Here is a 14,214-nt window from a genome sequence, read left to right as displayed (position 1 = left end):
GCGGCGGCTCCGGCGGGAGCGGCCGCGTCAGGCGCGGAGCGCGTGCCTCAGGCGGAGGCGCGCTTCACGAGGCGCGCCGCGCGCGCCTTCTTGCGAGCACCGCTGTTGCGGTGGATCGCGCCGCCCTTGACGGCCTTGTCGACGAGGCTCGCGAGCTTGCGCTCGGCCTCGGTCACGGCCGCGGCATCGCCGCCCTCGACGGCCGCCTGGAGGTGACGGAACTGGGTCTTGATGGCGGAGATGGAGCGCCGGTTCTCCTGGCGCTCGCGCTCCGTGCGCAGGATGCGCTTCTTCTGCGATGCGATGTTGGCCATAGAGCGACGGCGGATGATAGCCAGGTGGGGACCGACCGTGCGGTGCCCCCTCCGCCGCGAGGACTAGGATGCCGCGGCGGTGCCCGGTTCCTCCGAAGCGTCCGGCCGCGCGCGCAACACGATCATCTTCTCGATCGCGACGGGGCTGTCGCGGGTCGCGGGTCTCGTGCGCGAGATGGTCGCCAGCGCGATCTACGGCGCCAGCGGCGCGGCGAGCGCGTTCACGCTGGCGTTCACGGTCCCGAACCTCCTGCGCAGCCTCTTCGCCGACATGGCGCTCTCGGCGGCGTTCGTGCCGGTCTTCACCGACCTGCTGGAGCAGAAGCGCCGGCGCGAGGCGCTGCTGCTCATCTCGACCCTCTTCTGGGTCCTCCTCGGCGGGCTGGCGATCCTCGTCGTGGTGGCGATGCTCGCGGCGCCGCTGTACATGCCGCTGTTCGTCGGCGACGAGGTCCGCGCGGGGGTGGGGTCCTCGGCCGACGGGCTCGTGACGGGCCTCTCGCAGGTGATGCTGCCGACGGTCCTCCTGCTCGGGCTCAACGGCCTGCTCGTCGGCGCGCTGAACGCCTACGGGCACTTCACGATTCCCGCACTCTCGCCGCTCGTGTGGAACGGCGTGATCATCGTCGTGAACCTCGCGCTGCTGCCGGCGTTCGACGGCCCGAGCCAGATCTACGCGCAGGCGATCGGCGTCCTCGTCGGCACGGTGGTCCAGCTGCTCATGGCGGTGCCGGTGCTGCGGCGGTACGGGATCCGCGTCCTGCCGCGCGTGGACCTCAGCGATCCGCGCCTGCGGCAGGTCCTCGTCCTGATGGTGCCCGTGGCGCTGAGCCTCGGCCTCATCAACTTCAGCGCCCTCATCAACTCGATCCTCGCCAGCCACGTCGACGACGACGGCCCGCGCGCGATCGAGGCCGCGTTCCGGCTCTACATGCTGCCGCAGGGCATCTTCTCCGTCGCGATCGTGACGGTGCTCTTCCCGGCGCTCAGCCGCGCGGTCTCGCGCCGCGACCGGGTCGAGCTGCGGTCGCTCGTCAGCGGCGGGATGGGCCAGATCGTCGTCCTGCTCGTCCCGGTCGGGCTGCTCTTCATGAGCCCGGTGATCTCGCACGACATCATCGCGACGCTCTTCCAGCGCGGGAAGTGGACCGAGGAGAACACCGACGCGACGACCGTCGCGCTCGTGTGGTTCGGGGCGAGCCTCGCGCTGAACGGCGTGAGCCTGCTGCTCAGCCGGACGTTCTTCGCGCTGCAGCGCCCGTGGGCGAACACGGGGCTGGCGCTCGGCAGCCTCGTCGCGGCGACGATCGCGTCGCTCGCGCTCTACCGGCCGCTCGGGATCGCCGGCATCGTGCTCGGGACGTTCGTCGGCAACGTCGCCCTCGTCGGCCTGCAGATCCGGCTCCTGCGTCGCGAGACCGGCGGCCCGCTCGGGCTGTTGCCGGTCGTCCGCTCGCTGATCCAGGTCCTCGTCGCCTCCGTGGTCGCCGTCGGGGTCGCGACGGGCGTCGCGCTGCTCGGGCGGGTGGGCGCCGACCACGTGGCGCTGGGCACGGAGCGCTCGACGGTGACGATGGCCTTCCTCGGCCTCGCGGTGATCGCGGGGGCGGTGACGTACGTCGGGCTCGCGCGCGAGCTGCGCCTGCGGGAGCTCGACGACGCCGGGGCGCGCTTCGTGCGCCTCGGCGCGCGGCTCGGCGGGATCGCGGGCCGGCTGCCCGGGGCGGGGCTCGCGTCGCGGCTCGTCCGCAGCGCGCCGGCGCGCCTGCTCGGCCGGCTGCTGGAGCTCCTCGCGTGGCCGCTGGTGCTCGCGTCCGCGATCGCGCGGGCGATCGCAGGCGCGCTCGTGACGCTCGTGCCCCGCGCGGCGACCGACTTCGGGCCGGCGACGCTGCCCGGCGCGTCCGGCGCGCCCGGGGGCGCGGGGGCGCGGCCGGCGCGCGGTGCGCGCGGCGGGCCGGGTGATCGCGACGGCGCGCGTGGTCGCGGCACCGGACGAGCGGGCGCGGACCCGGGGGCGGCCACCGAGGGTCGTGGCGACGCGGGCGCGCGTGGCACGGGGCGGGCCGGCGACGGGCCCGGTGCCCCGGAGGGTGGGTCGACGGACGCCGCGTCCGGGACCGCGACGGTGCCGCTGAGCCCGGCGCCGCCCGCCGACGCCTTCGCGGATCCGTCCGCGGAGCCGGGCGTCGCGCCCGGCGCGGCGGCGCCGACCCGGGCCGTCCCGCCCCGCGGCGCGGGCGCGAGCCGGCGCCTCGTCCATCCGGCCCCGGGCGCCGCGCCGGGCGGTCCGGGGAGCGAGGGCGAGGGTTCCGCGCTGCATCCCTTCCCGGGGATCGATCCCGGAACGGGTCGTCCCGCGGACCGGGGCGGCGCGCGGCCGGACGACGCGGGTTCCGCGCTGCGTCCCGCAGGAGGGGTCGATCCTGGAACGGGCCGGCCCGCGGGCCGGCCCGCGGTCCGGGGCGGCGTGCGGCCGGACGACGCGAGTGCCGCGCCGCATCCCTCCCCGGGGATCGATCCCGGAACGGGTCGTCCCGCGCACCGGGGCGGCGCGCGGCCGGCACCGGCCGGTCCGGCGCCGAGCACTCCAGCCGGCGGCGCCCCGTACGACGTCGCGGCCGACTGGCCGACCGCCGCGGACCGCGGCGAGGGCACGCTCCAGCCGCCCTGGCCGCTGTCGCCCGACGCGGGCGCGCCGTGGTGGACGACCGGCAGCCACCGCCCTGCCGATGCCCCGGGCGGCGACGGGGCCCCGACCGAGCCGCCCGTCGGCGAAGCGCGTTCGGGCGACGCGCACCGAGGTGCCGCGGGTGCGCCGTCCGGCGCGGCCGCGGGCGCGGTGCCCGGCGCCGAAGCGCCGGACGCCGAAGGCGCCGCGCCGACCACGGGCGTGCCGCGCGGCGGGACCGCTGCTTCGCGCGGGCAGGACCCCGACGGCCCGGGACCGGCGTCGGGCGCCGGCGAGGCGGTGCGGGACCCGCGCGGCACGGGAGCAGCGTGGCCCGAGGACTCCGGCTTCGGCTGGCCCGGCGCGCCGGGCACGCACCGCCCGGCCGATACGCCGGCGCTCTTCGACATCGAGGCGGCCGAGGAGGAGCCCTTCGGCGGCTCGCCGCCGAGTGCGCCGGGCGAGCCGACGTCGCGCCTGGAGGCCTACGGCGTCCGGCGGCCGTCGGCGGAGGAACAGGACGCCGCGCGCCAGGCGCGCCAGGCGCGGCGCGAGCAGGCCGAGCGGCTGCTCGCCGCTCGCGAGGCCGCGCTCGAGCGCATGGCCGAGCGTCAGCGCCGCCGTGACGAGGGCGGCGGCGGGCGACGTCGTCGCCGCCGCTGACGTCACGAGCCTCCCGCATCGCGATCCCGGCGACGGCGTGCGGGCGCGGCTCGCCGTGACGGGCCCGTGGGCCCGAGGAGCGGGTGGGCCGGCGACGAGCGCCGCGTGCTGCGATCTTCGGGTGGGGCGGCTCGGCGGCGTACCGGTTCGCGATCCCGTGCCGCGATCGTCGAGGGCGCGTCGGCGCCCCGGACGCGGCGAGGAGACGCTCGCCGGCTCGGGGCGGCGTCGCGGCTCGCAGTCGGCGCTGACGATGTGGCGGTCGAGCATCGCGCCGGTCCGGGGGCGCCGCGCACGACCGCCGGACCGCGCCGCGCGAGCTCAGACCCGGCGCTGGTAGGCCGCGAACGCGCGGTTCGTCACCCGCAGACAGAGCACCACGAGGACGACGAGCCACAGGACGCGCAGGCCGATGTCGCCCCAGTCCGCGCCGCCGGCGTCCGTCAGGTCGACGGGGACGTCGAGGGTCACGGAGCGGGCGGCGTCGATCGCCCAGTTCAGCGGGTTGAACTGGACGACGGTCTGCATCCAGTCGGGCATGAGCTGCCGCTGCTGGAACGCCGTCGAGAGGAACGTCAGCGGGAGCATGAAGAAGTTCATGACCGCGATGACCGTCTCCTCCTTGCCGCTGACGAGGGCCAGCGCGAACGAGAGCGCCGCCACGGCGGTCGCGATGAGGATCGACACGAGCAGCAGCACGAGGATCCCGAGCGGCCCGCCGGGGAACGACGCGCCCATGAGCAGCGCCAGGACGACGATGATCAGCGCCTGGACGACGACCGAGACCGCGCCCTGGACCATCCGGCCCAGCAGCTGCGCGGTCCGCGTGGCGGGCGTCACGAGGAACCGGTCCACGACGCCCTCCTGCATGTCGTTCAGCAGGCCCATCCCGGCCCAGCCGGCCGAGAAGAAGGCGGTCATGACGATGACGCCCGGGGCGATGTACTGGATGAAGTCGTCGCCGGCGAAGCCCGGGATCCGGGTGACGCTCTTGAACAGCGCGCCGAACAGGACGAGCCAGACGATCGGCTGGACGAGCGTGACGGCGATCCACCACGGCTGGCGCCAGAGCGTCAGCAGCGAGCGGTAGGCGAAGTGGCGGCTCTGCGCGATGGTGCTCATCGGGACTCCTCAGCGGTCGCCGCGGCGGTCGGTGGGGTGGCGGTCGCATCGTCGCCGGCCTGGTCGGCCTCGTGGAACGCGCGGCCGGTGTGGCGCAGGTAGACGTCGTCCAGCGACGGGCGCGAGACGGTGATCGACGCGACGGCCAGCGACCGCGTCTCGAGCGCCTGGAGCACCTGCGGCGTCGCGGTCGCGCCGTGCTCCACCCGGGCGCGGACGGTCCGCCCGTCGACGGTCACCTCGTCGAGGCCGGTGACGATCCCGCTCAGCGCGTCCTGGACGTCGGCCGGCGCGGGGTCCACGAGCTCGACGACGATCGCGTCGCCCTGCAGCTGGGCCTTCAGCGCGGCGGGCGAGCCCTGGGCGACGACGCGGCCGCGGTCGACGATCGCCAGCTCGGCGGCGAGCTGGTCGGCCTCCTCGAGGTAGTGCGTCGTCAGCAGGACGGTCATCCCGTCGTCGGCGAGGCCGCGGACGAGCTGCCACATCTCGGCGCGGATCTCCGGGTCCAGCCCGGTCGTCGGCTCGTCGAGGAAGAGGACCTGCGGGGCGTGCATCAGGGCGGTGCCGATGTCGATCCGGCGGCGCATGCCGCCGGAGTACCCGCGCACGACGCGGTCCTTGTCGCCGGCGAGGGCCATCCGCTCCAGCAGGGCGTCGGCGCGCGCCCCGGCCTCGGCCTTCGACTGGCCGTGGATGCGGCCCTGCAGCACGAGGTTCTCGCGTCCGGTCAGGGAGATGTCGGTGCCCGAGGCCTGCGAGACGACGCCGATCCGCGTGCGGACGACCTGCGGCTCGCGGCCGATGTCGGCCCCGGCGACGGTCGCGGTGCCCGCGGTCGGCGCGGCGAGCGTCGTGAGGATCTTCACGGTCGTCGACTTGCCGGCCCCGTTGGGGCCGAGCAGGCCGAAGATCGAGCCGGCCGGGACCTGCAGGTCGAGGCCACGCAGAGCCTCGACGGCGCCATAGCGCTTGACGAGGCCGCGCGCGTCGATCGCGAGGGCGCGCGCGGCGTCCGCGTCGGCGGGAGGAGGGGAGGGGGAGGGCACGGCGTGCATCTTGCCGGTGGAGACCGACGCCGACGCGCCGACTCATCGCGGCGGGCGCGCGGGTCCCCGGTTCGAGCCCTCGGCGCCCGGCCGGGAACCGCCGTTCCTCCGCTGGCGGCCGCCGCGGTTCCCGGGCATCCCGAGGTGCTCGAAGGAGCGCGCGACGCGCCGCGGCGAGAGCCGCGACGACCCCCGTCCGGGGACGACGGCGCCCCGGGCCGCCGGCGGGCGGCGCAGGGTCGACGGCCCGGCTCGGCGGAACCGGATGATGCGGGTGCTGGAGGTGCTCGAGCGCAGCCCGCCGATGGGGGCCGGTCGGTCAGTCCGCTGCGGCCGCCTGCGATCCGGGCCGCGCGGAGCTCGTCAGCGGCGCGGCGATCTCCTCGAGGCTGCGTCGCTCGGCCTTCACGGCGGTGAGGATCGCGACGACGCCGGCAATCGTCATGAGCGCCGCGCCGATCGCGAACGCGAGCGACACCTGCGAGACCTCGCCGCTCTCCACGAGGCGGGAGAACACCTGCGGCCCGGTGATGCCGCCGACGGCCGTGCCGATCGCGTAGAAGAACGCGATCGCCATCGCCCGGGTCTCCATCGGGAAGACCTCCGACACGGTGAGGTACGCCGAGCTGGCGCCGGTCGAGGCGAAGAACAGGACGACGACCCAGCAGAGCGTCATGGTCGTCGCGTTCAGCACCTCCGCCTGGAAGAGCGCCGCGGTGACGAACAGCAGGACGCCCGACAGGATGTAGGTGCTGGAGATCATCACCCGCCGGCCGAGCGAGTCGAAGAGGCCGCCGAGCAGGAGCGGCCCGAGGAAGTTGCCCAGCGCGATCGCGGCGTAGTAGTAGCCGGTGTGGCCGCTCTGGACGTCGAAGTACTCGATGAGGATCGTCGCGTAGCCGAACGTGATGGCGTTGTAGAGGAACGCCTGGCCGACGAAGAGCGAGAACCCGAGGATCGCCCGCCGCGGGTAGCGCTGCCAGAGGGTGCGGGCGATCTCGCGGAAGGGGATGTCGCGGCGCTGGTGGATCGTGATCGTGCCGTGGGGCTCGGGCAGGTCCTCGCCGGTCTCCTCGCGGACCCGGCGCTCGACGCCGGCGACGATCGCCTCCGCCTCGTCCTCGCGGCCGTGGATGACGAGCCACCGCGGGCTCTCCGGCACGTGGCGCCGGACGAGCAGGACGACGAGCCCGAGGACGACGCCGAGCGCGAACGACAGCCGCCAGCCGACGTCGGTGGCGAACAGCGACTCGTTCAGCATCACGATCGAGAGCAGCGACCCGCCGACGGCGCCGAGCCAGAAGCTGCCGTTGATGATCAGGTCGACGCGACCGCGGACGCGCGACGGGATGAGCTCGTCGATCGCGGAGTTGATCGCCGCGTACTCGCCGCCGATGCCGAACCCGGTGAGGAACCGGCACGCGAAGAACCACGCGGGGTTCATCGACACCGCGGTCAGCGCGGTCGCCGCGAGGTAGACGAGCAGGGTGATGATGAACAGCCGCTTGCGCCCGAAGCGGTCCGTCAGGCGGCCGAAGAACAGCGCGCCGAGGCACGCTCCGGCGACGTAGAGCGACGCCGCCAGCCCGGTGATGTCCGACGCGGAGAGGTCGAGCCCGGAGCCGTCCTCGGCGATCCGGCCGCCGACGTTGCCCACGAGCGTCACCTCGAGGCCGTCGAGGATCCAGACCGTCCCGAGGCCGATCACGACCATCCAGTGCCAGCGCGACCACGGCAGGCGGTCGAGCCGCGCCGCGATGTCGGTCTCCACGGTCCCCGTCGACGTCGTGCTCGCCATCGCTGCCTCCGCTCCGATCCGTTCCGGCGTCGCAGCGCGCCGCCTGCGACCTGCTACCCCGGTGCCGGGCGCCGCTATCCCGCTCGTGACGAGCGGACGACGTACGCCGCCGCGGAGCGCCAGGACGTGGCGCATCGACGCTCGTCGCGCGACGGTGCGGGCGCATGCGGCGCAGGCGCTCGCTCGCCGCGCGCAGCCGCACGCGCGGTGGTTCGCTCGCCCGACCCCGTCGGGGACCGCGCGGTGGGCCCCGGGACGTGCGCTAGGTTCGACGCGTGGCCGTCCCCCCGCTGGCCTCCTCGTTGCCCGCCTACGTGGGCGACAACGCCGACTCGATCGCCCAGCTGGCGGTCGGGCACGTCTGGGTGGTCGCGCTCTCGATGGCGATCGCGACGCTCGCCGGCGTCCTGCTCGGCCTCGTCGCCTACCGCTCGTCAGCCGCGGCGTCGGTCGTCATCACCGTCGCGAGCGTCATCCTGACGCTGCCGTCGTTCGCGCTGCTCGGCGTCCTGCTGGCGCTCCTGGGCCTCGGCGTCGTGCCGGTCGTCATCGCGCTCGTCCTCTACGCGCTGCTGCCGATCGTGCGCAACACGATCACCGGGCTGCGGTCCGTGGACCCCGTGGTCCTCGACGGGGCGCGGGGGATCGGGATGGCGCCGCTGCAGCGGCTCGTCCGGGTCGAGCTGCCGATCGCCTGGCCGGTGATCCTCGCCGGCATCCGGACCGCCACCCAGCTCGTCGTGGGGATCACGGCGATCGCGGCGTACGTCAACGGGCCGGGCCTCGGCCGCTTCATCTACTCCGGCCTGAGCCAGCTCGGCGGGGCGAACGCCACGAACCAGATCCTCGTCGGCACGTTCGGCGTGGTCGTCATCGCCCTCGTCTTCGACGCGCTGCTGGCGCTCGTGGGCCGGGCCACCGTCTCGAAGGGGATCCGCGCGTGAGCACGCCCAGCACCGGCGAGGGACTCGACACCTCCCAGGCCGTCGACATCGAGCTCGAGCAGGTCACGAAGCGCTTCCCGGGGCAGGACGTCCCGGCGGTCGAGGACTTCTCGCTCTCGATCCCGGCCGGCGAGATCGTCGTCTTCGTCGGGCCGTCCGGCTGCGGCAAGACGACGACGATGCGGATGATCAACCGCCTCGTGCGACCGACGAGCGGGCGGATCCTCATCGGCGGGCGCGACGCCTCCGACATCCCCTCCGACCAGCTGCGACGGCGGATCGGCTACGTCGTGCAGCAGGCCGGCCTGCTGCCGCACCTCACCGTCCGCCAGAACCTCGAGACCGTCCCGCGGCTGCTGAAGTGGGACAAGGCGCGGATCGCCGAGCGCTCGAGCGAGCTCTTCGAGCTCGTCGGCCTGCCGGAGGAGCAGTTCGCGCAGCGCTTTCCGCGCGAGCTCTCCGGCGGTCAGCAGCAGCGCGTCGGCGTCGCCCGGGCCCTCGCCGCGGACCCGCCGGTCCTGCTGATGGACGAGCCGTTCGGCGCCCTGGACCCGATCACCCGCGACCGCCTGCAGAGCGAGCTCGTGAAGATCCAGCGACGGGTGCGCAAGACGATCGTCTTCGTCACCCACGACATCGACGAGGCGATCAAGCTCGGCGACCGCGTCGTCGTGCTGCGCGAGCGCTCGCGGATCGCCCAGCAGGGACCGCCGGACGAGATCCTCGCGGCCCCCGCGGACCGCTACGTGCGGGCCTTCATCGGCGGCGGCGCGGCGGTCAAGCGGCTGCAGCTCGTCCGGGTCGAGGATCTCGAGCGCGAGGACTACCCCGCGTTCACCCGCGCCGACGGCTACGACGGCATCCTGCGGACGCTCCGCGAGCGGCAGCTGGACTGCTCGATCCTGCTCGACGAGCACCGTCGTCCGACGCGCTGGCTCTACCGCGACGAGCTCGAGGACCGTCCGGCGCACCCCGAGCGCGAGGGCCAGGCGATCTCCGGCGTCGTGACCGCCACGACGACGCTCCACGACGCGATGAACGAGATGCTCGCCGCCGGCACCGGCGTCGTCCCGGTCGTCGACGACCAGGGCGTCTACGTCGGCGCCGTGCGCCTGAAGCAGGTGCTCGCCGCGCTCGAGGAGACGCACGTCACCCCGGTCGCCGAGCAGTCCGAGGCCGCACCAGTGCGCACGATCGAGGAGATCACCGGCGAGATCGACGGGCGCGCCGTGCAGGCCGCGATCGCCGCGGGCGAGGAAGAGGCGACCGGCACGTGAGCGCGCGGCTGCGCCTGCTCCTGCTGCCGCCGCTGGCGGTCGCCGCCGCGCTCGCGGGCCTCTACCTGTGGGTCGACGGCCAGCAGCTCGACGGCATCTCGCTGTTCGCGCTGACGAACGACGACGCGGCGACGTCGGCGACGATCTTCGACGGGCACGTCCTGACGAAGGTCGGCGAGCACGTGCGCCTCGTCGGGATCTCGGCGGTCTTCGTCCTGCTCCTCGGGATCCCGCTCGGGATCCTCCTGACCCGGACGCGCAGCCGGATCGTCTCCGGCGTGCTCAACGGGTTCTTCGCCGCGGGCCAGGCCGCGCCGGTGATCGGCATCCTCGTCCTGCTCGTCGCGATCTTCCAGCTGAAGAGCTGGGTCCCGTACGTCGGGCTCGTCCTCTACTCGGTGCTCCCGGTGATGAGCAACACCGTCGAGGGCATCCGCAACGTCGACCCGGCGCTCATCGACGCCGCCCGCGGCCAGGGCTTCTCGCGCTGGCAGGTGCTGCGGCGCGTCGAGCTGCCGCTCGCCGTTCCGGTGATGCTCGCCGGCGTGCGCACGGCGCTCGTGCTGCTCGTGGGCACCGCGACGCTCGCGACGTTCGTCGACGCCGGCGGGCTGGGCGACGTCATCAACGACGGGATCAAGAACCAGCGCGACGTCGTGATGATCACCGGCGCCGTCTACGCCGCGCTGTTGGCGGTGACGATCGACTGGCTCGCCGCGATCGCGGAGCGCTGGCTCAGCCCGCGCGGCCTGCGGCCGGAGGCCGGGCGATGAGCCGGGTGCGCAGGACCCGGGTCGCGCTCGCCGCGCTGACGGCCGCCGGGCTGGCCCTGACCGGCTGCGCCGCCCAGTACACCGGTGGCGGCGAGGGGCCGCTGAAGGGCGCCAGGATCGCGTTCGGCTCGAAGGACTTCACCGAGCAGCGCGTGATCGGCCAGATCGCCGTGCAGTACCTGCGCGACCAGGGGGCCGACGTCTGGGACCAGACGGGCCTCGTGAGCTCGGAGGCGGTCCGCGGATCGCTCGAGCGTGGCGACATCGACGCGTACTGGGAGTACACGGGCACCGCGTGGATCACGTACTTCGGCCACGACGAGCCGATCGCCGACGCCGACGAGCAGTTCGACGCGGTCGCTCGCGAGGACGCCCGGTCGCGCGACGCCGACGGCAAGCCCAAGCCGTCGATCCGCTGGATCGACCGGGCGCCCCTGGACAACACGTACGCGTTCGCGATCCGCGCCGACAAGGCGAAGGAGCTCGGCGTGTCGAAGCTCTCGGACCTCCGCGCGCTGCTCGACTCGCCGAAGGGCAAGGACCTCACGTTCTGCATCGAGTCGGAGTTCGCCAACCGGCCCGACGGGATGCCCGGCGTCCAGCGGACCTACGGGTTCCAGGTCCCGCGCAACCGGCTGCGGCGGCTGGACACCGGACTCATCTACTCGCAGACCGGCAACGGCACCTGCACGTTCGGCGAGGTCTTCACGACCGACGGCCGGATCAAGGGGCTGAACCTCACGGTGCTCGACGACGACCGGCAGTTCTTCCCGCGCTACAACGCGGCGATCTCGATCCGCGCCGAGGTGCTGCGGGAGCACCCGCAGATCGAGCGGCTCATGCGCCCCGTCGCGCGGCGGCTGACGACCGCGCAGCTGCAGGTCCTGAACGCCCGGGTCGACATCGACGGCGTCCTGCCGGAGAAGGTCGCCAAGGAGTGGCTGCAGGACGAGGGCCTCGTCGACTGATCCAGGTCCGGGTCCGAGCGGCGGGCCCGGTCGGCCGGGCCACGTCGCGCATCCGTACCCTGTGTCGTTCGCATGGCCGACCAGTCCAAGATCCGGAACTTCTCGATCATCGCCCACATCGACCACGGCAAGTCGACGCTGGCGGACCGGATCCTCGAGCTGACGAACACCGTCGCCGACCGGGACATGCAGGACCAGCTGCTGGACTCGATGGAGCTCGAGCGCGAGCGCGGCATCACGATCAAGTCGCAGGCCGTCCGCGTGTACTTCGACGCCGCCGACGGCGAGACGTACCAGTTCCACCTCATCGACACCCCCGGCCACGTCGACTTCACGTACGAGGTCTCGCGGTCGCTGCAGGCCTGCGAGGGCGCGCTGCTCGTCGTCGACGCCTCGCAGGGCGTCGAGGCCCAGACGCTCGCCAACACGTACCTCGCGGTCGACGCCGGGCTGGAGATCATCCCCTGCCTGAACAAGATCGACCTGCCGGGCGCCGAGCCCGAGCGCGTCGCCGGCGAGGTCTCGGACCTGCTGGGCGACGAGCCCGAGTCGATCCTGCGGATCAGCGGCAAGACCGGCGAGGGCGTCGACGCGGTCCTCAACCGGCTCGTCGAGACCGTCCCACCGCCGGAGGGCGACCCGACCGCGCCGGCCCGCGCCCTGATCTTCGACTCCGAGTTCGACCAGTACCGCGGCGTCGTCGCCTACATCCGGGTCGTCGACGGGACGTTCAGGAAGGGCGACAAGATCGCCGCGATGGCCGCCGGGACGGAGGCCGACGTCGACGAGCTGGGCATCTTCAGCCCCCAGATGACGCCGGTGACCGAGCTCGGCCCGGGCGAGGTCGGCTACCTCATCACCGGCATCAAGGACGTCACCCTGCTGCGGGTCGGCGACACGCTCACCCACCGCGCGCAGGTCCGCGGCGCGGGGGAGAAGCTCGAGCCCGCGGCCGAGCCGCTGCCCGGCTACCGCGAGATCAAGCCGATGGTCTTCTGCGGGATCTTCCCGACCGACACCGCCGACTACCCGGACCTGCGCGACGCGCTGGAGAAGCTGTCGCTCAACGACGCGGCGCTGGCGTGGGAGCCGGAGACCTCCGACGCCCTGGGCTTCGGCTTCCGGATCGGCTTCCTCGGCCTCCTGCACATGGACATCGTCCGCGAGCGGCTCGAGCGCGAGTACGACCTCGACCTCATCGCGACGATGCCGTCGGTCGGCTTCGAGCTGACGCTCCACGACGGCGAGGTCAAGGAGCTCCACAGCCCCTCGGACTACCCGGACCCGACCTTCATCAAGGAGGTCCGGGAGCCGTACGTGAAGATCAACGTCCTGACGCCGAAGGAGTACGTCGGTCAGGTCATGGAGCTCTGCCAGGAGAAGCGCGGCGAGCACCAGGGGATGACGTTCATCTCCGCCGACCGGGTGCAGATCGTCTACGACGTCCCGCTCGCGGAGATCGTCCTGGACTTCTTCGACCAGCTGAAGTCGCGCACCCGCGGCTACGCGTCGCTGGACTACGAGCCGATCGGGCTGCGCGCGTCGGACCTCGTGAAGCTCGACGTCCTGCTCTCGGGCGAGCCGGTCGACGCCCTGTCGCTGCTCGTGCACCGCACGAAGGCGCAGGAGATCGGCCGCAAGTTCACCGAGAAGCTCAAGGAGAAGATCCCGCGGCAGATGTTCGACGTGCCGATCCAGGCCGCGATCGGCGGCCGGGTGCTGGCCCGCGAGACGGTGAAGGCCTACCGCAAGGACGTCACGGCGAAGCTCTACGGCGGCGACATCTCGCGCAAGCGGAAGCTGCTGGAGAAGCAGAAGGCCGGCAAGAAGCGGATGAAGCAGGTCGGCCGCGTCGAGGTGCCGCAGGAGGCGTTCCTCGCGGTCCTCGAGCTCGGCGACGCGGACTGAGGTCGCGATGACGTCCGGCCCGCCCGACCGGACGCTGCGCGAGCTCGCCGAGGACCTGGCGGAGCGGCGGCCGAGCCGACCGCGGGTCGTCGCCGTCGGGGGCGGCGTGGCGGTCGGCAAGAGCACCGTGGCGGCCGGCCTGGCGACGGCGCTCGAGGCGGCCGGCGCCGGACCGGTGGCGGTCGTGGCCACCGACGGCTACCTGCTGCCCAACGCGGAGCTCGCCGCGCGTGGCCTGACCGAGCGCAAGGGCTTCCCCGAGAGCTACGACCTGCCGGCCCTGCGCGAGCTGCTGCGCGACGTGCGCGCCGGCGAGGGACCGCTGCGCGCGCCGGTCTACGAGCACCGGCTGCAGGATCGCGTCCCGGACGCGGCGATCGTCGTCGACCGCCCGGCGACGCTCGTGCTCGAGGGCCTCGCCGCGCTGGACGAGCGGATCGCCGACCTCGTCGACGTCGCGGTCTACGTCGACGCGGCCGAGGAGCTCGCCGCGAGCTGGTACCTCGACCGCTTCCGCGCCTGGCGGATCGCCGCCGCGAACGACCCGGGCGCGTTCCTGCACCCGCTGCGGGACATGCCCGACGCGGACGCCGAGGCGCTCGCGATGCGGGTCTGGGAGACGGTGAACCTGCCGAACGTCCGCGCGAACGTGCTGCCGGGGCGCGCTCGCGCCGACGTCGTCCTCGTGAAGGACGTCGGGCACGCCCTGCGGATCGGCTGAGCGGCC

At 73.8% G+C, this 14,214-nt stretch carries 11 protein-coding genes; 7 read left to right on the top strand and 4 right to left on the bottom strand.

Translation table 11 applies throughout. The annotated features are described in order from the left end of the window. Positions 1–47: 47 nt before the first annotated feature. Positions 48–314, bottom strand: coding sequence for a 30S ribosomal protein S20 (gene rpsT / locus SK069_RS03485; RefSeq protein WP_319952790.1), 267 nt, complete (start codon positions 312–314; stop codon positions 48–50). A gap of 79 nt (positions 315–393) precedes the next feature. Between rpsT and murJ the strand changes: the two genes are divergently transcribed. Beyond that, positions 394–3,648: a murein biosynthesis integral membrane protein MurJ gene (gene murJ / locus SK069_RS03480; RefSeq protein ID WP_319952789.1), complete on the top strand. Its 3,255-nt coding sequence runs from the start codon at positions 394–396 to the stop codon at positions 3,646–3,648. Between the two features lie 321 nt (positions 3,649–3,969). Here murJ and SK069_RS03475 read toward each other — a convergent pair whose 3' ends face one another. From SK069_RS03475 to SK069_RS03465, 3 genes are all read right to left on the bottom strand, one after another. Then, entirely contained in the window at positions 3,970–4,770 is an 801-nt protein-coding gene (locus tag SK069_RS03475) for an ABC transporter permease (protein ID WP_319952788.1), read from the bottom strand. Next, complete coding sequence (locus tag SK069_RS03470) at positions 4,767–5,819, bottom strand: ATP-binding cassette domain-containing protein (protein ID WP_319952787.1); 1,053 nt, start codon at positions 5,817–5,819, stop codon at positions 4,767–4,769. Before SK069_RS03470 ends, SK069_RS03475 begins: the two co-directional genes overlap by 4 nt. 319 nt (positions 5,820–6,138) lie before the next feature. After that, positions 6,139–7,617: an MFS transporter gene (locus tag SK069_RS03465; RefSeq protein WP_319952786.1), complete on the bottom strand. Its 1,479-nt coding sequence runs from the start codon at positions 7,615–7,617 to the stop codon at positions 6,139–6,141. A 275-nt stretch (positions 7,618–7,892) separates the two neighbouring features. On the opposite strand from SK069_RS03465, the gene SK069_RS03460 reads away from it, so the two are divergent. The 6 genes from SK069_RS03460 (at position 7,893) to SK069_RS03435 (ending at position 14,208) form a co-directional block, all read left to right on the top strand. Next, complete coding sequence (locus SK069_RS03460; protein ID WP_319952785.1) at positions 7,893–8,561, top strand: ABC transporter permease; 669 nt, start codon at positions 7,893–7,895, stop codon at positions 8,559–8,561. Continuing rightward, positions 8,558–9,838: an ABC transporter ATP-binding protein gene (locus tag SK069_RS03455; protein WP_319952784.1), complete on the top strand. Its 1,281-nt coding sequence runs from the start codon at positions 8,558–8,560 to the stop codon at positions 9,836–9,838. Before SK069_RS03460 ends, SK069_RS03455 begins: the two co-directional genes overlap by 4 nt. Next, complete coding sequence (locus SK069_RS03450) at positions 9,835–10,611, top strand: ABC transporter permease (RefSeq protein ID WP_319952783.1); 777 nt, start codon at positions 9,835–9,837, stop codon at positions 10,609–10,611. Before SK069_RS03455 ends, SK069_RS03450 begins: the two co-directional genes overlap by 4 nt. Further along, a complete protein-coding gene (locus SK069_RS03445) occupies positions 10,608–11,579 on the top strand; it encodes a glycine betaine ABC transporter substrate-binding protein (RefSeq protein WP_319952782.1) in 972 nt (323 codons plus the stop codon). The genes SK069_RS03450 and SK069_RS03445 overlap by 4 nt, the downstream gene beginning before the upstream one ends. A 72-nt stretch (positions 11,580–11,651) precedes the next feature. Continuing rightward, on the top strand, positions 11,652–13,487 hold the full coding sequence (gene lepA, locus SK069_RS03440) for a translation elongation factor 4 (RefSeq protein WP_319952781.1): 1,836 nt from the start codon (positions 11,652–11,654) through the stop codon (positions 13,485–13,487). Between the two features lie 7 nt (positions 13,488–13,494). Then, positions 13,495–14,208 carry a type I pantothenate kinase gene (locus SK069_RS03435; RefSeq protein ID WP_319952780.1) on the top strand — a complete coding sequence of 238 codons (714 nt, stop codon included), beginning with the start codon at positions 13,495–13,497 and terminating at the stop codon, positions 14,206–14,208. Positions 14,209–14,214: the final 6 nt, after the last annotated feature.

It is taken from the genome of Patulibacter brassicae (genome assembly GCF_033949425.1).
Classification (GTDB): domain Bacteria; phylum Actinomycetota; class Thermoleophilia; order Solirubrobacterales; family Solirubrobacteraceae; genus Patulibacter; species Patulibacter brassicae.
Note: the sequence above shows the minus strand (reverse complement) of the source record. Positions and strands in the feature narration are given on the sequence as shown.

Bases quoted from the DNA above. Each gene is read 5' to 3' on its own strand.
- rpsT (WP_319952790.1), bottom strand. From the start codon at position 314: ATGGCCAACATCGCATCGCAGAAGAAGCGCATCCTGCGCACGGAGCGC.
- SK069_RS03475 (WP_319952788.1), bottom strand. From the start codon at position 4,770: ATGAGCACCATCGCGCAGAGCCGCCACTTCGCCTACCGCTCGCTGCTG.
- SK069_RS03465 (WP_319952786.1), bottom strand. From the start codon at position 7,617: ATGGCGAGCACGACGTCGACGGGGACCGTGGAGACCGACATCGCGGCG.
- SK069_RS03445 (WP_319952782.1), top strand. From the start codon at position 10,608: ATGAGCCGGGTGCGCAGGACCCGGGTCGCGCTCGCCGCGCTGACGGCC.
- lepA (WP_319952781.1), top strand. From the start codon at position 11,652: ATGGCCGACCAGTCCAAGATCCGGAACTTCTCGATCATCGCCCACATC.
- SK069_RS03435 (WP_319952780.1), top strand. From the start codon at position 13,495: ATGACGTCCGGCCCGCCCGACCGGACGCTGCGCGAGCTCGCCGAGGAC.